This window comes from Pseudomonas sp. GL_139_B (genome assembly GCF_057834475.1).
This window is the reverse complement of sequence record NZ_CM174403.1, coordinates 2801594-2827547: the sequence shown is the minus strand read 5'-3', so window position 1 is coordinate 2827547 and position 25954 is coordinate 2801594. Positions and strand designations below refer to the sequence as shown.

Here is a 25954-nt window from a genome sequence, read left to right as displayed (position 1 = left end):
TGCTGTAGGAATAAGCCTGCTCGCGATAGCGGACTGACATTCAACATTTATGTACGCTGTTACACCGCTATCGCGAGCAGGCTCACTCCTACAAAGGGATGTGGCGACTACTGATCAGCGGTTTGCAGACCTGCGCGGGTTGCGATGCCCAAGGTGCGAGAGAAAAAACGTCCGGCCTCGGAAATCAAGTCACGATGAATGCCTTCGCGGTCGACACCATCGGCGTCGGTACACAGCCCCGGGGTGTTGACGATTTGCTCGTCGTTGCACGGCGCCATGAACACAAAATGCCCAGCGCCTGCCAATAATTTGAAGTCCGGTGCAATGGGCAGTTTGCGCGCAAGCGCCACAGCATTTTTATCGATTGCAACCAATTTGTCGCCATCGCCGCTATACAGCAGTACCGGAACATGTACGTCGGCCAGTGTTTGACGTCCGAACTTCAAACTTAACGGTGCCATCAACAGCAAGGCATGCACACGCGGGTCGGCCACGGGTTGCAGGTCATCACGGTCGGCGATCAACTCGCCTTTGGTGTTGCAGGCATCGTGGTCGTCCGGACGCTCCTGGCAATAGCGGCGCAGCCGATCCAGGTCCGGCGTGGCACCGGACAGAATCAATGCCGTCTCACCGCCCGCCGAATAGCCAATCACCCCGACCTGATTGGCATTGACGAACGGTGCAAGCATTCGATCACCCAGCGTAGCGGTAATGGCCTCGGAAATCTGGATGGGCCGGCCGTAGAGGTTACTCAACGTACCGAGACGGCTGTGGTCTTTGGAGTTGTCGCCGGGATGGATCACCGCCACCACCACAAAGCCTTTGCGCGCCAGCGAGGTGGCGAGGTAATGCAGGGCCAGCGGGGTTCCGGTGTTGCCGTGGGACAGCATCAGCATCGGGAAGCGCCCGATTGCCACAGGACTATCTTCTCCGGCTTCGACCGTGTAGCCCTCGATATTACTGGTGTGTTCTCTGGCGTTGGAGGGATAGAACGCGATGGCGTGCATCGGTTGCAAATCGAGGGGGTCGAGAAAACTCATCTCATGGAAGCCGACGCTCCAGTGAGGATGCGGCGCAGGCGCGGCGTGCACTGAATTCAGGCTGCTGAGCAGGCAAAACAGTAACGCTGCACAAAGACGCACCATAAGGATGCCCCACCATTTGTTACTTGACCGGAAAGCCCGTTCTCCTCGGTTTATCGAGGCAGCGGCCTTGCACCAGCAATTTGCGGCCACCAAGGTCGTTGCAGAACGGGGACGTTAACCCCGTGATGCATAACCTGGGCCACAACCTGAAACAGACAGAAACAAAAAACTCCGTATCTGACACTTGCGTGATCAGAATACAGAGTTTTTTTAGGTATTGCCTGAGCAGTTTGACGTCTTTACGCAAGCCTTACGCGGCGGCGAACAATTGCTCGCTGATTTGCGCTTGAGCGTCGCTCATGGCTTTAGTCCGGAATTCGTCGCCGTAGGCCAAACCATGGGCGCGGACGAACTCGATGTCGGTGATGCCGATGAAGCCAAACAGCACTTTCAAGTACTCTTCGTGAGCCACGCCTGTGGCTTGACCGGCATGCAGGCCACCGGAAGTCGAAACGATCACAACTTTCTTGCCGCCGCACAGGCCTTCAGGGCCGGCTTCGGTATAACGGAAAGTCTGGCCAGCAACGGCGATGCGATCGATCCAGGCCTTGAGTTGGGTCGGGATGGTGAAGTTGTACATTGGTGCGGCAATCACCACGGCATCGGCGGCGAGGAACTCGGCCAGGGTGGTGGCGCTCAGCTCGGCTTCGTGCTGTTGGGCAGCGTTGCGCAGTTCAGCGGTGGTGCCAGCAGCAACCAGTGTGGTGGCGGAGAAATGGCTGATGGCATCGGCAGCCAGGTCGCGGTAAGTGACCACAGCGTTCGGCTCTGCGGTTTGCCAGGCTTTAACGACTTCGCTACTCAGCAGACGGGAAGCCGAGTTGTCACCAAGAATGCTCGAATCGATATGCAACAGTTTCATGTGGGATCTCCAGGTGAGGACCGCCACGGGGCGATCTGATGGAAAGAATCCTACAGGCGAAACCAATAGCTGATTAGATCGCAACAATGCGATAGTTCGTCCCATTGATAGAACAATCGGACTGCTGCTATGCAAGACCTCAATGATCTCTACTATTTCGCCAAGGTGGTTGAAGCTGGCGGTTTCGCTGCTGCCGGACGATTGCTCGGGATTCCAAAGTCGCGCCTGTCACGCCGAATTGCCGAACTGGAAGAACGCCTCGGCGCGCGCCTGCTGCAACGTACCACCCGACAACTCAAGCTGACCGCCGTGGGCGAGCGCTACTTGCGGCACTGTCAGGCGATGTTGCTGGAAGCGGAAATGGCCGATGAAGCGGTGGCCAGCATGTCCAGTGAACCGCGCGGACGATTGCGGGTATCTTGTCCCGTCGGCCTGGCGCATGAGAGGTTGCCGACGGTTATCGCCCGGTTTCTTGAAAAACACCCCCAAGTACAACTGGAAGTCATGTTGGTCAACCGCCGGGTCGACCTGGTGACCGAAGGCGTCGACGTCGCCCTTCGGGTGCGCGAGTTGGGCGACGAAGATCCATTGTTGGTCACCCGACGCTTGCGTCAGGCGCAAATGGTCATGGTAGCCGCCCCCGATTTTTTGCACGGACGGGAAATCAACCACCCCGATGACCTGAAGAACCTGCCAACACTCGGCGCCCTCGAAGCCGACCGCATGGTGCATATCCGCCTGTTGGATCTGCAGGGCAAAAGTATTGAATTGAGCCTGGAAGCGCGGCTGGGCATCGACGACTTCATCGTGCGCAAGGCCTGCACCCTCGCCGGTCAGGGCTTTACCTTGCTGCCTATGATGTATTGCGAACAGGAGCTTGAATCGGGCTCGCTGGTACAACTGCTACCCGAATGGTCATTGCCGGGCGGCTGGCTGCAAGCGGTCTACCCTCACCGGCGCGGGGTGATGCCAGCCGTTCGTGCCTGGCTCGACCATTTGATCGAATCATTCAACGCCGGTGGGGACCGACTGATATGAAAGCGGCACGCATGAACGAAGAGGACGTCGCGCAGTTCTGTCTCGCGCTGCCAGGTGCGCGGGAGGACTATAAGTGGGGCGGTGTACGGGTGTTTTCGATTGCCGGAAACAAGATGTTCGCGCTGCAGAACCTGCGCGGTGAATCCCTGGCCTTCAAAGTCGACAAAGACCTCTTTCTGGGACATTGCGACCGGCCGGGCATCCACCCGGCTCCCTATTTGGCGAGAGCCCAGTGGATCATCATGCAAACGCCCTACCCGCTAGGCGCCGATGAGCTGCAAGGCTTGTTGCAACGTTCCCACCAACTGGTGGTGAGCAAGTTGCCCAAACGCACCCAGGTGGGATTGCTGCTTTAAAACAATGCCAGCAGGTTCGCACCGAGGAATAACTGATCGATCCAGAACACCTCGTGCAGCAACACAATCAGCCAGAACAGCAGCTGATAGGAGACTTTGCGGGTCTTGTGTCGAAACAGCTGCTGGGCCAGCAAGGCGCCGGGCCAGCCACCGGCCAGCTCCACCGCGTGCAAGATGTTTTCCGGTGTGCGCCAGTTGTCGGCGCGGGCCTTGCGCTTGTCGCTCCAGTACAGGAAAAACGCCAGCACACTGACAATCCCGTAGGCCGCCAAAGGAATCAACGACACCCCGCGCAGCCAGAGCGATACCGAACCAAACAGCGGCAGCGCACAAAGTACTGCAAAAACCAGCATTTTCAGTCGAAGATACTGGATGCGCTCTCCCCCGAACCTGCGCCCGGGGTCGTGGCGCCTGCCGGCGTCACTCATGGTTTAGCTGCGGACCAGTCGACCCAGCCAAACTGCCAGGTTGCCAAAATCACCAGGCCAAACACAATGCGATACCAGGCGAACGCCGCGTAGCTGTGGCTGGCGATGAACTTGAGCAAGCCCCGGACTGCAATCATGGCGAAGATGAACGCCGTCACGAAACCAATCGCGAACACCGGGAAGTCCGCTGGCACGAACAGATGACGGTATTTGAAACCCGAATACACCGCCGCAGCGACCATGGTCGGCATCGCCAGGAAGAACGAGAACTCTGTAGCGGTCTTGCGCGACAGGCCGAACAGCAACCCGCCAATGATGGTCGATCCGGAACGCGACGTACCCGGAATCATGGCCAGGCACTGGGCGAAACCGACTTTCAACGCATCCTGCCAAGTAATCTCGTCGACAGTTTCGGCATGCACCTGATGTTGGCGCTTCTCAGCCCACAACATAATCACCCCGCCCACCACCAGCGCCGTGGCGACAGTAATCGGGTTGAACAGGTAATGGTGAATCAGGTCGGAGAAAATCACCCCCAGTACCACGGCCGGCATGAAGGCGATCAACAGGTTGGCGGTAAAGCGTCTAGCGCTCGGTTGCGTCGGCAAGCCAGTGACCACATCAAGAATTTTGCGGCGAAACTCCCACACCACCGCAAGGATCGCACCCAACTGGATAATGATGTTGAACGCAATAGCGCGTTCACCACCGAAATTCAGCAGGTCAGCGACGATAATCTGGTGCCCGGTACTGGAAATGGGCAAAAACTCCGTCAGCCCTTCCACTACGCCAAGTATCAGTGCCTGAAAGGCGGTCCAAAGATCCATCAATCCCCCAAGAAGCAATGCCCCCAGGCATGCCCCGTTAGTTTTTTTAAACGTTCATCGCGCTGAGCGTAGTTGAAATTCCGCGCGCACAGGATCCAGACGGACCCGTAAAAATTCCGTGAAAATCGACCGTGGTTCAGGTTTTTCCGCGCGGGCCCGAAATCCTATCAGACAAGCCTTTATAACGCTGCCGCTGAATAGCACTTGGGGCTCCCATGCCCGACCGGCAAAGGATGCTGCTTCGTTACTACAGGTTCTACTTGGTGGCAGCTGCCGGTACAATCCGCCACCCTATTTCGCTTTCCCAAGGATCCACCATGTCCGGGCTTGAACTGTTTGCCGCCGCCCTCGGTGTGATCGCCGTCTGGTTGACGGTCAAACAGAACCCTTGGTGCTGGCCGGTCGGCCTGGTCATGGTGCTGCTTTATAGCTGGATCTTTTTTGAGGTGAAGCTGTATTCGGACATGCTCCTGCAGGTGATCTACGCCGCACTGCAACTCTACGGCTGGCGGCAATGGACCCGTGCAGGTGAGACGAATACTGGTCGGCAGGTCAGCCGGCTCAACGCAAAATCGGTGGCCCTGAGCCTTGCGGCAGGCGCGTTGGGCAGTGTGCTGTTGGGCGCCGCCATGGCGCACTGGACCGATGCAGCCCAGCCATGGCTCGACGCCGCTCTGACCGGGTTCAGTCTGGTCGCACAAATGTGGATGGCGCAAAAGCGCGTGCAATGCTGGCCACTGTGGATCGCCGTTGATGTGATTTTCGTCGGGTTGTTTATCTACAAAGGCATGTACCTCACGTCTGCCCTCTATGCACTGTTCCTGCTGCTGGCAGTGCAAGGCTGGCGTGAATGGCGTGCCGACCCGGCATTACACGCATGAAAGTGCTCGTGCTCACTGGGCCCGAATCCAGCGGCAAAAGCTGGCTTTCGAGTGAGATTCACGCCAACTTTGGCGGCGTATTGGTCGGTGAGTACGTTCGGCACTTCATCGAAAGCGAAGCCCGCGAAACCCGCTACGATGACATTACAGCCATAGCAAATGGCCAGCTTAATGGGGAGGATGAAGCGCGCTCGAGACAACCGTCACTGCTGATTCTCGATACGCACCTCTTGAGCAATATCCTTTGGAGTCGCACGTTGTTTGGCGATTGCCCGACGTGGATCGAGCAAGCATTGCTGGCACGGCATTACGACCTGCATTTGCTGCTGAGCCCTGAGACCGTGGCCTGGCATGACGACGGGCAGCGTTGCCAACCGCAATTGGCAGAACGCCAGGCGTTTTTCCAGGCCAGCCGACAATGGCTTGACCTGCACCGCCAGCCTTTTCAGGTACTGCAAGGTGATTGGCAACAGCGCAAGGACGCGGCATTCGAGGCAGTGACGCACCTGCTCAAGGCCTGACAGGGATACCCCGCCCTGCCAAAAATGTCCATTCCTGAAACACCCTACCCTGCGCAAACCCTTGAGCTAAAGCGGTTTGTGCACTTTAGCAAGAAAATGTTAAGTCACTGATACAACCGGCCTTCAGCGACCTTGGCGAGCAATGCCGCCAGCATGGACGGCGCTTTTGCGTGCTTCTGTCTCTGTGGCGTTACAAAACTCGTTTGACAACTTCAATAGTCAAAGCCAAGCAACTGATTTTAAAAGAAAAACAAAAACCGGCACACCTTCTGCTTTCTACCTCGCAGCGCTGATAAGGGCCAGCGTTCCACTTACAGAAGGAATTGCCGCTGTGGGGAAATTTGATAAAGGTTTCTATAGCCTCCTGCTGATCGGATGCGCGCTAGGCTCAAGTGTTTGCCTACCTGTGCAGGCTGACAACGGCATCATCATTATCAAACGTGAGGTCCAACCGCGCAACGCGGTGACACCGCCGATGATTCCCGACCCTAGCCCCACCACCGTCAATGCCAATCCGTCCAAACAAATCATCGCTCAAACGAACGAGTTGAGCGACGGTGACTTTGCCAGAATCGCCAGTGGTTCAGGCATCACAGGCCTGGTTGCTCAAGGCACCAACAACCTGGGCGGCAATATCACCAATCAGACCCAGCTTTCGAACCTACCAGCGGGGCACTCGGGAAATTCCGGCAACGGCATTGCCAACATGATCAATTCAAACATCGCGCAAGGCATGGGTGCTCTGAAAATCTTAACGGGAGACCATTAAGATGAATCGTTCGCTGCTGATTATTGCCATGTTTTGCAGTGCATCGACCTTCGCCCAACCTCCCGTCATCAATAACGCCGACATCGACGGTTCGGGCACGCAGTATCAGGGCAATCTCTCAGTCAACCAGGCTGCTGGCGATCAACAGCAACAGGTTAACGCCCGGGCCTTCGCCATTGGCCATGGAGCCAGTGCGACCACACAGATTCGCCAGCGATTGCGCGCCGTAGTCGATCCCTCGATCGATGCCAAGTCCAGTATCCACGGCGACTCCTTCAGTCACGGCAGCGGTGCACTGGGAGTCAACCAGAGCACAGGCGCCAATAACCAACAAGCTAACGCACTGCGCATCAGCGTCGGTGTTCAGCCGCAAAGTATCGACGACAGCGTCCTCAGGCAACAGAACGTGGCGCTGCTCAACAACTCCGATCCAACTGACTCTGCACCAGGCTATCGCCAGGTCTCTACCAGTGACCAGGCTTTCACCGGTAGCCGTGGGGTAATTCAGTTGAATCAGAGCGCCGGGGTGGGAAACCGAATGGCCAACACCGTGAGCGTACGGGTCGCGGATTGACCCAAACAGGTAAGAACAACACTTAACCTAAAATATAAGTACGGAGAATCACCATGAAACCTTCAATGGCAATCAAGCCTCTGGTTTTCGCAATCGCTGCGGTCATGGCTGTTGCTGTACAAGCTGGACAACAAAATAACAATGACAATGAACCTGGACCGACCAGGATGCACCATCGCCACCACCAGACACCTCCTCCTACACCTACACCTACTGCGCAACATCAAGTAAATGTCAGCGCACACGCGAATGCTTCGGATACTCAGAATAGTTCGGGCAATACCATCACAAACCAAGGGACTGTGAACGGGGCTGGGATGAGCAACTCAGTCACAGGCAACAGCGGCAACGTCGGTGTCAACGTAGCTGCCGGTGATGGCAACCAACAAGACAACGCAGCCGCTATCGCTAACGCGGGTGGCAACTCATCAGCTGAAGATAACTCCTTCGTATTCGGTGATGCTAACTCCAGCGCTCAAGTTACTCAAAACAGCAACCGCAATCATGTTACCAACTGGTCCTCCACCGCGGCTGCGGTGGTGAATGGTTCGATCAATGGCAGCAGCGGCAACCTGGGAGTCAACATCGCTGGCGGTGACCTTAACCAGCAGAAAAACACCATGGCGATCGCCAACTCGCACTCAGCACTGGGTACCGCAGAAGCTAGCGCCTCCGCCACCCAAAATGGTCCTGGCCTGACAGTGAATAACAACGCTGATCGGCAGTACACACAAGAGACGCTGTCGTTTACCACTTCAAGCAGCGGTCATTCTGCTGCCCAAGGTGCAGCCGCAGCGGCCTTTGCTGTGAACTCTGCTAGCCACTCGGCTACGAACGCAGCAGTGGCCACTACTTCGCATAATTCCGCGAGTTTTGCTGTGAACTCTGCTTCGCATGATGGTTTGAGCGTGGGTGTGAACTCTGCTTCGCAGAGTGCTTTTGGCATTGCAGGAAACTCTGCTTCGCACGTTGGTAATAACTCTAATTCAAATTCAACTTCACATGATGCTGTGAACGCTAATTTGAACGCTAACGCGAGCGCCGCTTTGATTGCTGCGGCGAGCGCTACTACCAACAATAACGGCAACATTCACAGCAACAGTGCCGCAGTGGCTGCGGCGGCCGCCGCATCGCTCAACGCATCGCTCGGCGCATCGCTCGACACATCGCATAATGCAAGTAGCTCATCAAATACAGACACATCGAACAGCGGATCGCTCAACGTAGCGAGCAACTCCTCAAACAGTGCTTCGTTCAACGCAGCGCGTGACACATCGCACAGCGCATCGGCCGCAGCAGTGCGCGACTCCGCTAACAGCGCAGCATTCGCTGCATCCCGCGACACTTCGCACAGCGCATCGGGCTCAGTCTTCAAAGGCTTCAGTGAGAGCGATTCGTTTGATTTGAGCAACACCGTGTCCTGGCAAGTGCTGACTCCAAATGGCTGGAAAAACCCTGTGACCAACACCGCTGTCCTGAACGGCTCTGTTCAAGGTGGCAGTGGCAACTTGGGCGTCAACGTGGCTGCTGGTGTGGGCAACCAACAAAGCAACTCGCTGGCCATTTCCAACAACTCGCTATAATTGCTGCACTCTTGAGGCCCCCTTTTCGGGGGCCTTTTTCAACACCACCAGAAGGCGTCACATAATGCGCATTATCGCCTTGGCGTTTTTGCTTTGCGTAGCCAGTCTGAGCGAGGCTGCACAAATGCCACTGGCCGTCCTGCCGGGCGGAGCGGTGGTGTTCAAGCCGATTCAAAGCATACGCGAGCGCAAATTTGCCGACTTGGTCCAACAGAAAACCGACTTCAGTTGCGGCGCGGCGGCCCTGGCGACCATATTGCGCCAGGCTTTTTGGCTAGACGTGACAGAAGACCAAGTTATCGAAGGCATGCTGGCCCACTCCGACCCTAATCTGGTTCGCGTGCAGGGCTTCTCCATGCTCGACATGAAACATTACGTGGAAAACATCGGCATGCGAGCCCGCGGTTACAAAGTAGCCCCGGATACATTGACCAGTATCCGCATACCGGTAGTCGTACTCATGGACATTCGTGGCTACAAACACTTTGTGGTCATGCAAAAAGCGGACAAAGACTGGGTCTATATCGGTGATCCGGTACTCGGTCACAAACGCTACTCGACTGAAGACTTTGTCAAAGGCTGGAACGGCATCATCTTTGCCGTCATCGGCCAGGGCTACGACAAAACCAATGCGTTGCTCGACCCGCCGCTGCCACTGAGCGCCAAAAACCGCATCAATACCTTCAGCCCGGTGCAAGACGCAGAGTTGATGGATTTCGGATTCATCCAAAGCGACTTCTTCTAATAACAAGGGAGCACGACGCTCCGGGAGCATCCATGAAGACTCCAATCTGGCTGGCCGTGGTCTGCCTGACCGCCAGCCTGTCGACCCAGGCACAGACATTCAAACCCATTGAACTGAACGATCAGGAATTGGCGACCCTGCGAGGCCGCTTTGTCATGCCGGGACGGATTATCAGTTTCGGCATTGCCATGACCAGTACCTGGCAAAACGCCAACGGTGAAGTCATCGGGGCAACTTCCTCGATGCAAATTCAACAATCGACTATCACTCCACAGTTCTATGTGTCGATGATCGACGCAAAAGGCTCTGACTCACGTTCGCAAAGCGCAGCAACCGGTACAGGTACCGTCACAGGCGGCAGCGGCCTCAACACCACCGAAGGCGTCACTCAAGTCGTTCGTGCCGCCGGCGACAATAACACTGCCTACAACAACGTTGACATCAACGTCACAAAGGCTAACCAAGCGCCAGTAACGCAACAGCAGGGCCAGGCATTGGCCGCAGGCTCGACATTGGTCGGCAGTAATGGAGCGGGATCGCTGAGCGTTTCTTCGACCGGTACGGGTGTACAACTCAACATCCTGGCCAACAACAACCAGGGCAGTACCCTACAACGTCTGGCCCAGGGTGGGCTGATGCAGAACACGACGTTGCTCGGCGGTGGCAACCAGGTCCGCAATCTCACGGCCCTGAATGTTGTGCTGCGTGACAACGTGCCGACGGCCGGTTCGGTGAGCGGCAACCTGGATCAGCTTAAAGGTCTTCGCGCTCTCGGATTCTGATCTACGCTGAGTCTCACCAGATGGAGTGTCAGAAGGGACGGTTTACCCATGCACCGATCGTTAACGTTAAGAGTTATCGTTTGTTTGAGTAGCCTGGCCCCGGCCACACTGCTTTACGCAGCACCGGACCCCCAGGTCGAAGCACTAAAACAAGAACTCATGGAGTTGAAGCAGCGTTACGAAGCACAACAGAACGCGCTGATGGTACTTGAGCAGCGCGTTCGTCAAGTCGAAGAAGCACCCGCGACACCCGCGCCCCAACGCTTGACCAAATCCCCTGCTGAAAAAGTCAAGGGTGGTCAGACGGTGGCCGCCGGTGCGCCGGGAACCACAGGCAGTTCATACGGCCAATCGCTCCAGGATGACTCGCAACCGGCACAAAGCGTTTCCAACCTGTACGACGAAGCCAGTGGGTTCTTCGGCGGCGGTAAGTTCAGCGTCGAAACCGGCCTGACCTACACCCACTTCGATACCCGTGCACTGGTGCTCAACGGCTTCCTGGCACTGGACTCGATTTTTCTCGGCAACATCAACCTCGACCGCATCAAGGCCGACAACTGGACCCTGGACCTGACCGCCCGCTACAACGTGGCCCAGCGCTGGCAGTTCGACATTAACGTTCCCGTGGTTTATCGCGAATCAACGTATTCCTCCGGTGGTGCCGGTGGCGCAGGCCCGGTGACGTCCGACGCAACCGTTACCCGCGACCCAACCATCGGCGATGTGAACTTCGGCGTTGCTTACAAGTTCCTGGATGAGTCGGCCAATCTGCCCGACTCGGTCTTTACCTTGCGCGTCAAGGCGCCAACCGGTGATGACCCTTACGGCATCAAACTGGTCAATGACCCGAACAACGACAACCTCTCGGTACCCCAGGACTTGCCTACCGGCAATGGTGTCTGGGCGATCACCCCGGGCATCTCGCTGGTCAAGACCTTCGACCCGGCCGTACTGTTCGGCAGCCTGGCCTATACCTACAACATGGAAGAATCTTTCAGCGATATCAGCCCTCAGGTCAACTCCAAGGTGCCTGGGGACGTGAAACTGGGCGATTCCTGGCAGGTCGGCGCCGGCATAGCATTCGCCTTGAACGAGAAGATGAGTATGTCGTTCTCGTTCACCGATCAGTTTGCCCGCAAGAGCAAGATCAAGCCGGACGGTGGCGAATGGCAGTCGATTACCAACAGCGATTACAACTCAGCCAACTTCAACATCGGCATGACCCTGGCAGCCACCAATAACCTGACGATCGTTCCCAACCTGGCCCTGGGCCTGACCGACGACGCGCCAGACTTTTCCTTCAGCCTGAAATTCCCGTACTACTTCTAATTTTGGCGCCCACAAAAAAACCGCTTCTAGCGGTTTTTTTGTTGTTAGCTGCAAGTTTTCAGGCTTCAACTTGCAGACGCTTGCACCTCACCGTATCTGATGCTTGTGCAACAAACGGTAGAAGGTAGGTCTGGATATCCCTAGCACCTTGGCGGCGATACTCAAATTATCGCTGTGGCGGTTAAGTACATCGCACAAGGCCTGGCGCTCTGCCCGGTCCTTGTAGTTTTCCAGCGTGCCCATCGGCACGGCAGCAGACTGCTGACTAATCAACCCCAAGTCGCGCGCCTCGATCTGCCGGCCTTCGGCCAACACCAGCCCGCGCCGTACCCGGTTGGCCAGTTCGCGCACATTTCCAGGCCAATCATGCTTGCCCATGGCAACCAGCGCTTCATCGCTGAAACTGCGAGGACGGCGCCCGGTTTCATGGCTGTAGAAGTGGGAGAAGTGGTTGGCCAGCATTGATAAGTCGGCATGGCGCTCACGCAGTGGGGCGGTGACGACTTGCAACACATTCAGGCGGTAGTACAAGTCTTCGCGAAAGCGTTTCTTCTCGATCATGGCCTCAAGGTCCACGTGAGTCGCCGCCAACACCCGCACATCCACCGGAATCGGCTGACCGCCACCGACACGCTCGATGTGTTTTTCCTGTAGAAAGCGCAGCAAATGCGCTTGCAGCTCCAAGGGTAAGTCACCGATTTCATCGAGAAACAGTGTGCCGCCATGGGCCGCTTCGATCCGCCCGACCTTGCGTTGATGGGCGCCAGTGAAGGCCCCCTTCTCATGGCCAAACAGCTCCGACTGGATCAGGTGTTCGGGAATCGCACCGCAATTGATCGCCACAAACGGTTTGCTGTGGCGCTGGGACTGACGATGCAGGGTGCGGGCCACCAATTCCTTACCGGTACCGCTTTCACCACGAATCAATACCGGAGATTCGGTGGGCGCCAGCTTGCTCAGCAATTTGCGCAGTTCACGAATCGGTTTGCTGTCGCCGAGTAGCTCATGTTCATTCTGATTGATGTGAATCGTGCCCTGCCCGCGCAGGCGCGCCATGCCGAACGCGCGCCCCAGCGTGACTTGAACCCGGGAGACATCAAACGGCAAGGTATGGAAGTCGAAAAACCATTCACAAACGAAATCCCCGACATTCTGCAAGCGCAATACTTCTTGATTGAGCACAGCGATCCATTCAGTGCCACTGCGACTGATCAGCTCTTTGACAGGTTCTGGGTGTTCCAGATGAAAAGGTTGTAGTCGCAACAGACCAACGTCGCAGATTCGATCAGCGGCGCTGTCCAGAGAACAGCTATCAACATCCCAACCCACAGAGCGTAAACCCGGTAACAGACGATGGCAGTCGTCACAGGGATCTACTACTAACAGACGTCGTAACGCAGGCGTTTCGATCATGACTGTTCCTTGACGCCAAATTTTAGGAAATTTTTGTAAAAACAGTCATTTGGCGGACCTGGTTGTAACATTAGCAAGACTTTGACAGGGCCTTGTATCGATTGACTATAGGGACGCCACTTAATCCGTTATAAGAACGTTTTTTTGTGAGTTAACTGACGGGGCGAATCGGTCATTGGGCTTTCAACAGGCGCCCCCCCTGCATTGAGTATATGAACGCAAGTTGAAATTTCTTTTGATTGTGTGTGACCTGACCCACTGTTGGGTGCATCAGTACAAGTAACCAGCCGAACGGTAAGCCCAACCGACGGCACATCACTTGATTGGGCATACAGAGAGAAGACCCCATGACCGCCCCGCTCCGTTTCAACGAAGCTCTTTTGATTGCCGATCGCGCGTTCCAACCTTTCCAATGCGTCGCCTGGGCTCAACAAGACGGCAATGGCGAACTCTGCATCACTGTCATCGACCGCACCAATAACCATATCGGACACACCCAAATCCCCTGCAGTGCCTATTCCGACCCGGCACAACTCGAGCACCGGCTGCAGCAGGCCCGTGCCGAGTTGAGCCAGGAAGGTTATAAACTGCAATCATGGTCCATGCCGCATTAAGTGGCTTGCGGATTACTTCAATGTAGTCCGCCCCTTCGCCTTCTCTCTAGTTGGCTGTTTTGAACAGTAACAGCGCCCCCCATACCCCAACTTCGCGGTATCGAATTACTTGGCCGGCTGGTCAGTGGTTCGAAAAGACACTGTTCTGGCACATAGTGACCCTCCGCCTGATAGTTATGACAGTTGTGCGATCGTTCATTCAGGGCTTGAATGTTTAGCAGGCAGTTGCCCGCCCGTCCCTCGGGTTTCGGTCAGCTCGCAAGGAGATGCGCGCATGCCACACCAGACGGCTTTTGCCCCACCTGTATCGCGGAACATGACTGGCGACCTGGATCACAGTTTCGCCTCCAGTGGCAAAAGCCAAGTGTATTTTGCCGGGAGCATTTCAAGCCTCGCCAACAGCGTGGAGATGGACGCCTATGGTCGCGTGCTGGTGGCGGCGAGCGTCGGCATGCCTAATGGCAGATGCTTTGGCCTCGCTCGATTACGGGAAGACGGCTCGACGGACCTCGCATTTGGCACTAACGGCAGCGTTATCGGGCAGTTCCAGCGCGGCCATGAGGCAATGGCGGGCAAAGTCCACGTCCTCGCCAACGGGCATATTCTGGTCGCAGGCCTGCACTACGAAAGCGCTCACCGAACGCTGCCAGCATTGGCGCTGTTCGATTCGCAAGGTCACCCCATCGAACACTTTGCTGATAACGGGCGCTGTGTCGTACGCCTGCCGGGGAACCTGTCCCTGGGCATGCGCGACCTCTGGCTCCCCCCTGGTGTCCCAGGGGCCGAAGCGTGCGACGTACAGGTCCAGGATGACGGCCGAATCCTGTTACTGGCCAATCACCATTTCGAACTGGCCGATCATGTCGGCTTGCTGATCCGCCTCACCCACCAGGGCGAGCTGGACACCTCCTTCAACGGCCGCGGTTTTGTGATTGTCAGGCATTTACTGATGAACTCCTGGCTCAGTAGCCTGATGTTGCAACGCGATGGCCGCATCATGGTGGGCGGTTCGGTCAATTTCCCCGAAGAAGGTTTGCTGGCCCGATACCTCCCCGACGGGCGTCTGGATGAATCCTTCGCCGTGGATGGTTTTATGACGTTCAGGGCTGCGGAGCGCGGCGCTCAGGTCAGCCAGATCATCGAGCAGGACAATGGCGAGTTACAGTGTTTTGGCAGCAGTCGCGACCCGATGAGTTGCCTCGCCTGGAAAATACACAGTAATGGTCGACCGGATGTTCGTTGCAACGGCGGCCAGCCTCAGCTACTGAATATTGGCCGCAGTGGCTGCCAATGGACTGCCGCCCGGCGCCAGCCAGATGGCCGTGTGTTGGCGGTTGGCGCCACGAATGGGGGATCTGAAGCTGATTTCCTGTTAGCCCGCTATTTACCCGGTGGGCAGCTAGACCCCGGCTTTGCCGAAGGCACTTGCTGGGTTCGCACACGTCTGGGCGACCGCCTGGACACCGCGACGTCGGTAGCCATTCAGGCTGATGGAAGAATTATCGTGGGCGGTTATTCACTGGATGGCAATTACAAGGCCGTTGTAGCGCGCTATCTAGGCTAGGCCGCTTGATATTCAGATCTTGTTACGGCAAGTTGCGCGCTTCTTAAAACAAGGAGTAGCCGATGTCCGGTTCAATGGCCCAGGCGTTCGCGCATAACTTTCTCGGCCACTCACCTCGCTGGTACAAGGCGAGCATTCTCGGGTTCCTGACTCTCAACGCACTGGTACTGTGGACAGTCGGTCCGGTCGCTGCCGGTTGGTTGCTGGTGCTGGAATTCATCTTCACCCTGGCCATGGCGCTCAAGTGTTATCCGCTGATGCCCGGCGGGCTGCTGCTGGTCGAAGCACTGTTGCTGAAAATGACCACGCCACAGGCGCTGTATGACGAACTGGTGCACAACTTTCCGGTGATCCTGCTGCTGATGTTTATGGTGGCCGGCATCTACTTCATGAAAGACCTGCTGTTGTTCCTGTTTTCACGCTTGCTGCTGGGCGTGCGCTCCAAGGCGCTGCTGGCGTTGCTGTTCTGCTTCCTCTCGGCATTCCTGTCGGCGTTTCTCGATGCCTTGACCGTAACGGCGGTGATTATCAGTGCTGCCGTGGGGTTCTATTCGGTTTATCACCGCGTCGCTTCGGGCAATGATCCACGCCAGGACAGCGAGTTCAGCGATGACCGCAACTTGCCCGCGCTTCACCATGAAGACCTCGAACAATTCCGCGCCTTCTTGCGTAGCCTGTTAATGCACGGTGCGGTGGGTACGGCGTTAGGCGGCGTGTGCACGCTGGTGGGTGAACCGCAGAACCTGCTGATCGGCCATGAGATGGGCTGGCATTTCGCCGAATTCTTTTTGAAGGTTGCCCCGGTTTCGCTGCCGGTGCTGGTCGCCGGCCTGGTGACGTGCGTGCTGCTGGAGAAACTGCGCTGGTTTGGTTACGGCACCCTGCTGCCGGACAACGTGCGCGCGGTGCTGGCCAACTATGCCGCCCAAGACAATGTAGAACGCACCGCACGCCAGCGCGCCGCCTTGTTGGTGCAAGGTGCCGCGGCGTTGATCTTGATTGCAGGGTTGGCCTTTCACATCGCCGAAGTCGGACTGATCGGCTTGATGGTAATCATCTTGATCACTGCGTTCACTGGCATTACCGATGAGCACCGGATCGGCAACGCCTTCAAGGACGCCATGCCTTTCACTGCGTTACTGGTGGTGTTTTTTGCGGTGGTGGCGGTGATTCATGATCAGCAGCTGTTCACTCCGCTGATCCAGTGGGTACTGGCGTTGCCGACCCATCAGCAACCGGGCATGTTGTTTATCGCCAACGGCTTGCTCTCAGCCATCAGCGACAACGTGTTTGTGGCGACCATTTACATCACTGAGGTGAAACAGGCGTTCATCAGTGGCCATATGAGCCGCGAACACTTCGAGACACTGGCCATTGCGATCAACACCGGGACGAACCTGCCAAGCGTGGCGACACCCAATGGTCAGGCCGCGTTTCTGTTTCTATTGACCTCGGCGATTGCACCGCTGATTCGCCTGTCATACGGACGGATGGTGTGGATGGCGTTGCCATACACAGTGGTGATGGGCGGATTGGGCTGGTATGCGGTGAGTTTCTGGCGGTAACACTGAAAAAAATGTGGGAGCGAGCCTGCTCCGGGCGGCGTTCCGACGATATCGGTCTGACATTCAACGTAGATGTTGACTGACATGGCCTCATCGCGAGCAGGCTCGCTCCCACAGGGGATTTCGTGGGCCGGTGAGCGCGAATGCAGTACTCGATCGTTTTACAGTGCCGTCAGCGTCAAACGCCTCATCCGACGCTATGCCAGACGCGACCGTCGCGGGCCAGCAGTTCATCGGCGTCCGCCGGGCCGTCCTCACCGGCCGCGTAATGCTGAACCGTCGCGTCCTGCTGCCAGGCGTCGAGGAACGGTTGTACGGCGCGCCAGCCGTTCTCAATGTTGTCGGCACGCTGGAACAGCGTCTGATCACCGGTCAGGCAATCGTAGATCAGCGTTTCGTAGCCAGTGGACGGCTGCATTTCAAAGAAATCCTTGTAGGCAAAACCCAGTTCGATATTGGCCATCTTCAACGCCGGGCCAGGCCGTTTGGCCAACAAATCGAACCACATGCCTTCGTTGGGCTGAATCTGGATCCGCAGATAGGTCGGTTGCAGCTCATCGACCTCGGTATCACGGAACTGCGCATACGGCGCGGGTTTGAAGCAGATAACGATCTCGGTATCGCGCACGCTCATGCGCTTGCCTGTGCGCAGATAGAACGGCACACCAACCCAGCGCCAGTTGTCGATCATGACTTTAAGCGCCACGTAGGTTTCGGTCGTACTGTCGGGCGCCACATTGTTTTCCTCGCGATACCCCGGCAATGGCTTACCGTCGACTTCGCCGGCTGCGTATTGACCGCGGACCGAGTTGGCCCGTGCCTCTTCAGTAGACCAGGGGCGAATGGCCCCCACTACTTTGGCTTTTTCGCCACGGACCGCATCTGCGCCAAACGCGGCCGGCGGTTCCATTGCCACCATCGCCAGTAACTGGAATAGGTGATTGGGCACCATGTCCCGCAAGGCGCCGGTGTGTTCATAAAAACTGCCACGGGTTTCGACGCCGACTGTTTCGGCGGCGGTGATCTGCACGTGGTCGATGTAATGGTTGTTCCAGAACGCTTCGAACAGGCTGTTGGAGAACCGGCTGATCAGAATGTTCTGCACGGTTTCCTTGCCCAGGTAGTGATCGATCCGGTAGATCTGGTTTTCCGTCATCACCTTGAGCAAACACGCATTCAAGGCTTCGGCGGTTTGCAGATCGGAGCCGAACGGTTTTTCGATGACCACCCTTCTGAACGCTTCAGGCGTTTCTTGCAGCAAACCAGCCGCGCCGAGCCGACGCACCACTTCACTGAAGAAGCGTGGCGCGGTCGCCAGGTAGAAGACCGCATTGCCAGTGCCGCTGGCGGCAATTTTAGCCGCCAGCGCTTGATAAGTGCTGTCGTCCAGGAAGTCACCCTGGACGTAGCTGATGCCTTCGGCCAGTTTGGCCCACACCTGCGGATCAAGGGCTTGATCGCCCTTGCCGACCTTGGCGGCCACCTCGGTTCGAATGAAGTCTTCGAGCTTGCGGGCAAAGGCATCGTCAGTAATGGCGTTGTGGTCAACGCCGATGATCCGCAATCCATCCCCCAGCAAACCGTCGCGACTCAGGTTGTACAGCGCCGGCATCAGCAAACGCTTGACCAGGTCACCGTGGGCACCGAACAGGAACAGCGTGGTCGGTGGTGCGGGTTCTGCCTTGGATTTATTGCGGATCAGACCGGTCATTTTTTTGAAGTCTCCACGTGGCCGCCGAAGCCGAAACGCTGGGCAGAGAGGATCTTGTCGCCAAAGGTGCCTTGCCCGCGCGAACGATAGCGGGAGAACAGCGAGTTCGACAGCACCGGTACGGGCACCGATTGCTCCATGGCAGCTTCGATGGTCCAGCGACCTTCACCGCTGTCAGCCACGGAACCAGAGTAACCGTCGAGTTTCGGGTCGCTGGCCAGCGCATCAGCTGTCAGGTCGAGCAGCCAGGACGACACCACGCTGCCGCGCCGCCAGACTTCGGCGATGTCACCAACGTTCAGGTCAAAGCGCTGGTCTTGCGGCAGGTTGGTGCTGGCTTTGGTCTTGAGGATGTCGAAACCTTCGGCGAAGGCCTGCATCATTCCGTATTCGATGCCGTTGTGGATCATCTTCACGAAATGCCCCGATCCTGCAGGGCCGGCGTGGATGTAGCCTCGTTCAGCGCGATCGTCATCGGACTTGCGGTCCTTGGTGCGCGGGATATCACCCATGCCCGGTGCCAGGCTGTCGAACAGCGGATCAAGGCGCTTCACCACCTCGGCGTCGCCGCCGATCATCATGCAATAGCCGCGCTCCAGGCCCCAGACGCCGCCGGAGGTACCGACGTCGATGTAGTGCAGGCCTTTTTCCGACAAGGTTTTGGCCCGGCGGATGTCGTCCTTATAGAAGGTGTTACCGCCGTCGATGATGGTATCGCCGGGTTCGAGCAAGGTGCTCAGGGTGTCGATGGTGTCTTCGGTCGGTGCGCCGGCAGGTAGCATGACCCAGACCGCTCGCGGTTTGGCCAAGCCTGCGACCAGGGCCGGCAAGTCGGCGACGCCTGTGGCGCCATCGGCCGTCAAGGTCTCGATGAAGGCGGTATTGCGGTCGTAAACGACAGTGGTATGCCCATTGAGCATCAGGCGCCGCGCAATATTGCCGCCCATGCGGCCCAGTCCAATGATCCCGAGTTGCATGTGCTGATGCTCCCTACTACAAATAATGTGTGTCAAAGGTTATAGCCCAACGTGACTCATGAGGTTAGTCCAGAGCGTTGGTACATAGTTTCCGGGCATTGTGCCCGATCCTGATTGATAACGCCGGTAATCGTGCCGAAGACACAACGACCATAAAAAATAAAAAAGTTCCCTTGAGACGAAAAAGAAATCAAAATCAGCGCCGATAGTGGATCTCGCCCGCTTACCGGGGCAGTTCTACAGTTGAGTCAGCCATTTGCGAGGTGAGCAATGGGCACAGTACACGCAGCACGGCCAGCACAAACCCTTTACGTCACGATCCATCGCGACGAATTGCGCCAATTGAAAGAAGAGCGCGACCTCTTGAAACAGGAACTCGCGCAACTGCGGCAGCTGACTCAAGGCACTCAGTCGCCCCCCTTGCCCGTCACCCAACGTGCGCCCCACGCCTGATTTTTTCAGGTGAATCGGAGACAGCCTTACGCTGTTTCCGATCTCGTTTTGCCCCTCGCGACGCCCCGCAATTCACAAATTTTTCACAAATACTTATTGATAATCCTTTCCATTAATGCCGCTCGGTTCTCGTGTGGTTTCCGTTCGTCGGCAATGTATGGCTCGACGTCGAAGTGAATTCTGGCTGGAGCGTTGCATGGCTTTGTTTAAACGCAGCAATACGTCTGCGAAAGGTTTCGATTGGGCAGGGTTTCTCTGGTTATTTCTGTTCTTCTGGTATTTTTCCGGCATCACTCAATTACTTATCCAACTGACCGGTACCTCGGGCTTCAGCGGCTTCCGGCAAGCCTTTGTGATGAGCGCCATCTGGCTCGCGCCGATGCTGCTGTTCCCTAAACAGACGCGCGTGATGGCGGCGGTGATCGGCGTCGTGCTGTGGGCCTGCTCGATGGCCAGCCTGGGTTACTTCTTTATTTACCAGCAGGAGTTTTCCCAGAGCGTCATCTTCATCATGTTCGAGTCGAACATCTCTGAAGCTGGCGAGTACATGACCCAGTATTTCGCCTGGTGGATGGTCGCGGCGTTCCTCGCCCATACGCTGTTCGCTTATTTCCTGTGGACTCGCTTGCGCCCGGTAGTCCTGCCACGTTGGCAGGCGCTGGTGGCAGCAATGGCCATTGTGGTTGCCGTGGTCGGTTATCCACTGGCCAAACAGACCGCGCGCACTGGCAGTTTCGCTGAAGGCTTCGACAAGTTCGAAACCCGCATCGAGCCCGCGGTGCCTTGGCAGATGGCGGTGGCTTATCACCGTTATCTCCAGACACTGGAGGGCATGCAGGACATGCTGCACAGCGCGAGCAAGATTGCTCCGCTGAAAAACCTGACGGATACGATGGCCAACCAGCCGGCAACCCTGGTGCTGGTGATCGGCGAGTCCACCAACCGTCAGCGTATGAGCCTCTACGGTTACCCGCGTCAAACCACGCCGGAACTGGACAAGCTAAAGGATCAACTGGCGGTCTTCGACAACGTCATCACCCCACGCCCTTACACCATCGAGGCGTTGCAGCAGGTGTTGACCTTCGCGGACGAAGAACACCCGGACCTTTATCTGTCCACACCATCGCTGGTCAGCATGATGAAACAGGCGGGTTACAAGACGTTCTGGATCACCAACCAGCAGACCATGACCAAGCGCAACACCATGCTGACGACCTTCTCCGAGCAGGCCGACGAGCAGGTGTACTTGAACAACAACCGTAACCAGAACGCTGCCCAATACGACGGCGACGTGATCGAGCCGTTCAACAAGGCGTTGGCCGATGCGGCGCCGCGCAAGCTGATCGTTGTGCATTTGCTCGGAACGCACATGAGCTACCAGTACCGTTATCCACCGACGTTCGACAAGTTCACCGATCGTAATGGCGTGCCGGCCGGCGTACGCGACGATCAGTTGCCGACGTACAACAGCTATGACAACGCCGTCCTGTACAACGACTTCGTCGTATCGAGCCTGATCAAGGACTACGCCAAGTCCGATCCGAACGGCTTCCTGCTTTACCTCTCGGATCACGGCGAAGATGTATTTGACTCCGTCGGTCACACGACCCTTGGGCGTAACGAGAACAAGCCAACCGCGCCGATGTACACCATTCCCTTCATGGCCTGGGCTTCCCCGAAATGGCGTGAAAACCATGACTGGAATTTTGCCGCGGACCTGAGCCGGCCTTACAGCAGCTCACAGTTGATTCACACCTGGGCTGATCTGGCCGGTTTGAATGCTGATGAACTGGACCGCAGCAAGAGCCTGGTGAGCGCCAGCTTCAAGCCACGCCCATTGATGATCGGCAACCCTTATGAGCGTGAAGCGCGTCCGCTGATCGACTTCAGCCTGATGAAGCCGAAAACCGATCCGGCAGCCGTTCAAAAGTAGATCCATTCAGGGGCCGTTTTCGGCCCCTTTTGCCGTGCCCCGCCCCTGCGCAACATTTCCCCGCTACGCACCGTCAAGTCAAGGCTGGACTAGAGGCTCTAACATGCTCATTCCCATTTCAGCAAATCGGCGGATAATGTCATTTCGACATTGGTTCACGGATGAAAGGCCCTCGCTACACGTAATGGGAGACACCCATGAAACGTACACCCCTGATCCTCGCCAGCCTGTTGATCCTCAGTTCAGCCACAGCCTTTGCAGAACGCGGTGGCGAACGCATGCATTACTACTACGAAAAATTGCATCTCGCCCAACAGAAGGCTAATGGCTTCGAGATCAAAAACATCGAACTGCCAGTACCCACCGATCCAACCGCACAAATGACCGAGTCTTATAAACCGAAGTAATTCAAGCCAGCGGGGCGTCCTGACGGGCGCCTTTTTTATGCCTGATCGATACTCAGGCGCGCTTAAAGACTCTTGGTCCAGAACAGCATGCGGCCATGGGCAGGGTCGAACATGCCAGCAGCAAAACCGAACTTGCTGTAGGAGGCTTGCGCGACTGCATTGCCTTCGAGGACTTCCAGGGTGATCTTGCAGCAGCCACGCTGGCGGGCGATGTCTTCGACCTTTTGCAGCATCTTCTGGCTCAGCCCCAGACCGCGAAACTGCGGCACCACCGACACGTCGTGCACATTGACCAGCGGTCGGCAGGCAAAGGTCGAAAAACCTTCGAAGCAATTGACCAGCCCGGCCGGCGCGCCGTCGACAAAAGCCAACACACTGAAGGCGTGGGGACGCTTGGCCAGCTCCCCCGGCAATTGCAGCAGAATATCCTCGGGCAACACATGCCCGCCGCCCATAGGGTCTTGGGCATAGGCATTGAGCACCACACCAATCGCCTCGGCATGCACCGGGTTGGTGTAACTGGCCTGAAGGACAAGTATGTCTGCGGATTCCCTTTCCATCGTTGCTATCCCATCGTGGTCCCGGCGCGTAGCTCGCGCCGCAAAGTCGAAGGACATTATCGCGAGTCGCCATCGCCGACAACTTGATCCTGCCTCAAACACCCCAGATCAGCGTCTCGGTCCATCCCAACTCGGCAAAATCCGCCGCCCGCAGACCCGACTCGCCAGCGCAAAAAAACTCGTCCAGTTGCGGTGGTGCGACCGAGGTGCCACTGAGCATGGCATGGACCTGGCCGCGATGATGAAGCTGGTGTTCGAACAGATGGGACAGCAGTCGCAAACGGCTGTCATGTTGTGGCGTGTCCCGGGCGATGGTCACGATTCGCCCGAGGTCGGCGTCGCGCAATTGCTCGCAGTAAGCGATCAATCGATTGTCGACCAGTGATTGTTCGCGCCTGAGATCAGCGCCGACGGTAAACGGTACGTCTTCTTTAAAAAAAGAGCGGCAATCGTGATGCGGATCGTCACCGCGCAACTCGCGCTCCAGCGCATCCACGTAAAACCAGTCACAGGTCAGGATGTGGTTAAGGGTAGCGATGAGGCTGGGGAAGAAGCTGCCCCGTGGAGCGGCCAGTTCGGCCTGGCTCAACTGGCCCCAGGCCTTGGCGAGTCGGTGATTGGCCCAGGCGTTCTGATAAGCCATGGTCAGCAAATGATGAGACAGGGGCTGATTCATATTCGCGGCTCCCGGAAACTAGGCTTCAGCGAAACGTTGCAGCTGCATTTCCTGTAATCGGCTTAAGGTACGGCGGAACGGGAATTGCAGGTAACCTTCGGTGTACAAGGCCTCCATTGGCACCTGCGCTTCGAGGTACAGCGGCACTTTGCGGTCGTAGCACTCGTCCACCAGCGCAATGAAACGTCGCACGCCATCGTCGTGCACGGACAATTGCGGCAGTTCGCGGTCCCCCGCAACGACGTGTTCGGCAGCGTCTTCGGTGCCTCGGGCAATGCGCCCTTCACGTTTTTGCGCGCTGAGGTTCGGCACCTCACTCAACAGAATAGCGCTGTAGGTGTCACACAGAGTTATGAAGTCCATGGCCGAAAAAGGTTGCTCGCACAGGTCGGCATAGCGACACCACAACACGGCGGCACTGGCCTGCACGGGTTTGACATGACGGTAGCCGACCGTGACCGGCTCGCTGGACACGGACTGGCCGACGGTCAATGCCTTGAACACGTCGCCGAGCGCGTCGGGATGCGCGGCATCGCTCACCCAGTAACGCTGCAGCGCCGCGCCGGGGTGCAGGCGATGGTCTTCGCTGCCCTCCACGGCGATCACCTGCATGTGCTGCTTGATCGCCTCGATGGCGGGCACAAAGCGATCACGGTTGAAGCCATCGGCGTAGAGCTGATCCGGCGGCTGGTTGGAGGTACACACCATCACCACGCCTTGCTCGAACATCACCTGAAACAAGCGCCCGAGAATAATCGCGTCACCGATGTCGTTGACGAACAACTCGTCAAAACACAGCACGCGCACTTCCTCACTCAACTCCCGCGCCAACGCCTTCAACGGGTCGGCGGTGCCGGTCAGTTGAAACGAACGCTGGTGCACCCAGCCCATGAAATGGTGGAAATGTTGACGCCGGGCCGGCACGCGCAGCGTTTGATAGAACTGATCCATCAACCAGGTCTTGCCGCGCCCGACCGGCCCCCACAAGTAAACGCCCATGATCGGCGTTCGCCCTTCATGCAAGGCTTCGTGGCATTTTTGCAGCGCCCACACGGCGTGCTCCTGGGCTTCGTCCTGAACGAAGCCCTTGTGTTCGATGGCGTGTTGCCAGGCGCTTAACGGAGAGTCGACATTCATGGGCGGAAGTATGCCATGACGTCGGGTTACAGTGAGCAGTTGTCGTGGCTGGATGGCGTCAGCGTTGTGGCCAAGGGTGTGCCCCTCGACCTGACCATCATTCCAGTGGCCCGCTCCCACAGTTTGACCGCGTGTTACCGATCGAATTTGTGTTTAGCCGCATACAAACACAGCATTTCCATCGCCAATGTCGCCGCCGCCAGTGAGGTAATGTCCGCGTGGTCATAAGCCGGTGCGACTTCCACCACGTCCATGCCCACCAGATTGATCCCGCGTAATCCGCCCAAAATCTCCAGCGCCTGCACGGTGCTCAAGCCACCGCATACCGGCGTTCCGGTGCCAGGCGCAAAAGCCGGGTCGAGGCAGTCGATATCGAACGTCAGGTACACCGGGTTATCCCCTACCCTCGCCCGGATCGCTTCGACAATCGCCTCACACCCCTGGCGATGTACCTGACGCGCATCCAGCACCTGAAAACCCTGGTGATCGTCATTGGTGGTGCGCAAGCCGATTTGTACCGAACGCGAAGGATCCACCAGCCCTTCCCTGGCGGCATGCCAAAACATGGTGCCATGGTCGACCCGCTTACCGTCCTCGTCCGGCCAGGTGTCGCTGTGCGCGTCGAAGTGGATCAGCGATAACGCACCATGTTTGCGCGCATGGGCCTTGAGCAGCGGGTAGGTAATAAAGTGATCGCCGCCGAACGTCAGCATCGCGCTACCGCTGTTCAGGATGTGTTCGGCGTGGGCTTCGATGCTTTCGGGCGCCGTGTGTGGTGAACCGTAATCGAAATCGCAATCGCCGTAGTCGATGACCGCCAAGTGATCGAACGGATCAAACGTCCACGGCCAGTGGCGTTCCCAGGCAATCCCGGTGGACGCGGCGCGAATCCCGCGCGGCCCGAAACGGGCACCCGGACGGTTGCTGGTGGCGGTGTCGAACGGGACACCGCTGACCGCGACATCAACACCACGCAAGTCGCGGCTATAGCGACGACGCATGAAACTGGTGATGCCGGCGTAGGTGCTTTCGGCCGCAGTGCCATAGAGGCTGTCGCGGGTCATGGCCTGATCGTTTTGCATCGGGACGTCCATGGTGATCTCC

The 25954-nt window shown here is 57.3% G+C and carries 27 protein-coding genes; 16 read left to right on the top strand and 11 right to left on the bottom strand.

Annotated features, from left to right (window positions below):
* Positions 1-107 precede the first annotated feature (107 nt).
* Positions 108-1145, bottom strand: a complete 1038-nt coding sequence (locus tag AC3ISI_RS13000) for an alpha/beta hydrolase family protein (RefSeq protein WP_489337322.1) — start codon at positions 1143-1145, stop codon at positions 108-110.
* Between the two features lie 250 nt (positions 1146-1395).
* Positions 1396-2007, bottom strand: a complete 612-nt coding sequence (locus AC3ISI_RS12995; RefSeq protein ID WP_489337321.1) for an FMN-dependent NADH-azoreductase — start codon at positions 2005-2007, stop codon at positions 1396-1398.
* Between the two features lie 129 nt (positions 2008-2136).
* On the opposite strand from AC3ISI_RS12995, the gene AC3ISI_RS12990 reads away from it, so the two are divergent.
* Together AC3ISI_RS12990 and AC3ISI_RS12985 are read left to right on the top strand one after the other, a co-directional pair.
* On the top strand, positions 2137-3045 hold the full coding sequence (locus AC3ISI_RS12990; protein WP_489337320.1) for a LysR substrate-binding domain-containing protein: 909 nt from the start codon (positions 2137-2139) through the stop codon (positions 3043-3045).
* Positions 3042-3401, top strand: coding sequence for an MmcQ/YjbR family DNA-binding protein (locus tag AC3ISI_RS12985; protein ID WP_489337319.1), 360 nt, complete (start codon positions 3042-3044; stop codon positions 3399-3401). The genes AC3ISI_RS12990 and AC3ISI_RS12985 overlap by 4 nt, the downstream gene beginning before the upstream one ends.
* Here AC3ISI_RS12985 and AC3ISI_RS12980 read toward each other — a convergent pair.
* Entirely contained in the window at positions 3398-3829 is a 432-nt protein-coding gene (locus AC3ISI_RS12980; protein WP_489337318.1) for a DUF1294 domain-containing protein, read from the bottom strand. The genes AC3ISI_RS12985 and AC3ISI_RS12980 overlap by 4 nt on opposite strands.
* The gene (locus tag AC3ISI_RS12975) at positions 3826-4656 is read right to left on the bottom strand and encodes an undecaprenyl-diphosphate phosphatase (RefSeq protein WP_027923530.1); all 831 of its coding nucleotides are present in this window, start codon (positions 4654-4656) and stop codon (positions 3826-3828) included. The genes AC3ISI_RS12980 and AC3ISI_RS12975 overlap by 4 nt, the downstream gene beginning before the upstream one ends.
* Positions 4657-4973: 317 nt before the next feature.
* Between AC3ISI_RS12975 and pnuC the strand changes: the two genes are divergently transcribed.
* From pnuC to fapF, 8 genes are all read left to right on the top strand, one after another.
* Positions 4974-5537 carry a nicotinamide riboside transporter PnuC gene (gene pnuC / locus AC3ISI_RS12970; RefSeq protein ID WP_489337317.1) on the top strand — a complete coding sequence of 188 codons (564 nt, stop codon included), beginning with the start codon at positions 4974-4976 and terminating at the stop codon, positions 5535-5537.
* Complete coding sequence (locus tag AC3ISI_RS12965) at positions 5534-6058, top strand: AAA family ATPase (protein ID WP_489337316.1); 525 nt, start codon at positions 5534-5536, stop codon at positions 6056-6058. The genes pnuC and AC3ISI_RS12965 overlap by 4 nt, the downstream gene beginning before the upstream one ends.
* A 331-nt stretch (positions 6059-6389) precedes the next feature.
* A complete protein-coding gene (fapA, locus tag AC3ISI_RS12960) occupies positions 6390-6827 on the top strand; it encodes a fibril amyloid chaperone protein FapA (RefSeq protein WP_489337703.1) in 438 nt (145 codons plus the stop codon).
* Between the two features lies 1 nt (position 6828).
* Complete coding sequence (fapB, locus tag AC3ISI_RS12955) at positions 6829-7401, top strand: fibril amyloid subunit FapB (protein WP_489337315.1); 573 nt, start codon at positions 6829-6831, stop codon at positions 7399-7401.
* Between the two features lie 53 nt (positions 7402-7454).
* The gene (locus tag AC3ISI_RS12950; RefSeq protein ID WP_489337314.1) at positions 7455-8984 is read left to right on the top strand and encodes an autotransporter outer membrane beta-barrel domain-containing protein; all 1530 of its coding nucleotides are present in this window, start codon (positions 7455-7457) and stop codon (positions 8982-8984) included.
* Between the two features lie 64 nt (positions 8985-9048).
* On the top strand, positions 9049-9729 hold the full coding sequence (locus tag AC3ISI_RS12945) for a C39 family peptidase (protein ID WP_489337313.1): 681 nt from the start codon (positions 9049-9051) through the stop codon (positions 9727-9729).
* Positions 9730-9761: 32 nt separating this feature from the next.
* Positions 9762-10511: a fibril amyloid subunit FapE gene (gene fapE / locus AC3ISI_RS12940; RefSeq protein WP_489337312.1), complete on the top strand. Its 750-nt coding sequence runs from the start codon at positions 9762-9764 to the stop codon at positions 10509-10511.
* Positions 10512-10559: 48 nt separating this feature from the next.
* Entirely contained in the window at positions 10560-11840 is a 1281-nt protein-coding gene (gene fapF / locus AC3ISI_RS12935) for a fibril amyloid transporter FapF (RefSeq protein ID WP_489337311.1), read from the top strand.
* Between the two features lie 87 nt (positions 11841-11927).
* Here fapF and AC3ISI_RS12930 read toward each other — a convergent pair whose 3' ends face one another.
* Positions 11928-13253: a sigma-54 dependent transcriptional regulator gene (locus tag AC3ISI_RS12930; RefSeq protein WP_489337310.1), complete on the bottom strand. Its 1326-nt coding sequence runs from the start codon at positions 13251-13253 to the stop codon at positions 11928-11930.
* Positions 13254-13600: 347 nt separating this feature from the next.
* On the opposite strand from AC3ISI_RS12930, the gene AC3ISI_RS12925 reads away from it, so the two are divergent.
* From AC3ISI_RS12925 to nhaB, 3 genes are all read left to right on the top strand, one after another.
* A complete protein-coding gene (locus AC3ISI_RS12925) occupies positions 13601-13867 on the top strand; it encodes a hypothetical protein (RefSeq protein WP_489337309.1) in 267 nt (88 codons plus the stop codon).
* Between the two features lie 274 nt (positions 13868-14141).
* The gene (locus AC3ISI_RS12920; protein WP_489337308.1) at positions 14142-15431 is read left to right on the top strand and encodes an NHL repeat-containing protein; all 1290 of its coding nucleotides are present in this window, start codon (positions 14142-14144) and stop codon (positions 15429-15431) included.
* 62 nt (positions 15432-15493) lie between these two features.
* Positions 15494-16996 (top strand): sodium/proton antiporter NhaB, encoded by a 1503-nt coding sequence (gene nhaB, locus AC3ISI_RS12915; protein WP_489337307.1) that lies wholly within the window; start codon positions 15494-15496, stop codon positions 16994-16996.
* Positions 16997-17183: 187 nt separating this feature from the next.
* On the opposite strand, the gene zwf is transcribed toward nhaB, so the two are convergent.
* Both zwf and gnd read right to left on the bottom strand, forming a co-directional pair.
* Complete coding sequence (gene zwf / locus AC3ISI_RS12910) at positions 17184-18707, bottom strand: glucose-6-phosphate dehydrogenase (RefSeq protein ID WP_489337306.1); 1524 nt, start codon at positions 18705-18707, stop codon at positions 17184-17186.
* Complete coding sequence (gnd, locus tag AC3ISI_RS12905; protein ID WP_489337305.1) at positions 18704-19684, bottom strand: phosphogluconate dehydrogenase (NAD(+)-dependent, decarboxylating); 981 nt, start codon at positions 19682-19684, stop codon at positions 18704-18706. The genes zwf and gnd overlap by 4 nt, the downstream gene beginning before the upstream one ends.
* A gap of 270 nt (positions 19685-19954) precedes the next feature.
* Between gnd and AC3ISI_RS12900 the strand changes: the two genes are divergently transcribed.
* The 3 genes from AC3ISI_RS12900 (at position 19955) to AC3ISI_RS12890 (ending at position 22477) form a co-directional block, all read left to right on the top strand.
* On the top strand, positions 19955-20137 hold the full coding sequence (locus AC3ISI_RS12900; protein ID WP_489337304.1) for a DUF6026 family protein: 183 nt from the start codon (positions 19955-19957) through the stop codon (positions 20135-20137).
* Between the two features lie 196 nt (positions 20138-20333).
* Positions 20334-22070, top strand: a complete 1737-nt coding sequence (locus tag AC3ISI_RS12895) for a phosphoethanolamine transferase CptA (RefSeq protein WP_489337303.1) — start codon at positions 20334-20336, stop codon at positions 22068-22070.
* A gap of 197 nt (positions 22071-22267) precedes the next feature.
* Positions 22268-22477 (top strand): hypothetical protein, encoded by a 210-nt coding sequence (locus AC3ISI_RS12890; protein ID WP_489337302.1) that lies wholly within the window; start codon positions 22268-22270, stop codon positions 22475-22477.
* Positions 22478-22539: 62 nt separating this feature from the next.
* On the opposite strand, the gene AC3ISI_RS12885 is transcribed toward AC3ISI_RS12890, so the two are convergent.
* The 4 genes from AC3ISI_RS12885 to speB form a co-directional block, all read right to left on the bottom strand.
* Positions 22540-23037, bottom strand: a complete 498-nt coding sequence (locus AC3ISI_RS12885; protein ID WP_489337301.1) for a GNAT family N-acetyltransferase — start codon at positions 23035-23037, stop codon at positions 22540-22542.
* A gap of 94 nt (positions 23038-23131) precedes the next feature.
* The gene (locus tag AC3ISI_RS12880) at positions 23132-23713 is read right to left on the bottom strand and encodes a DinB family protein (protein WP_489337300.1); all 582 of its coding nucleotides are present in this window, start codon (positions 23711-23713) and stop codon (positions 23132-23134) included.
* 18 nt (positions 23714-23731) lie between these two features.
* Positions 23732-24850, bottom strand: coding sequence for a cell division protein ZapE (gene zapE / locus AC3ISI_RS12875; protein ID WP_489337299.1), 1119 nt, complete (start codon positions 24848-24850; stop codon positions 23732-23734).
* 134 nt (positions 24851-24984) lie between these two features.
* Positions 24985-25944, bottom strand: a complete 960-nt coding sequence (gene speB / locus AC3ISI_RS12870; protein WP_489337298.1) for an agmatinase — start codon at positions 25942-25944, stop codon at positions 24985-24987.
* Positions 25945-25954: the final 10 nt, after the last annotated feature.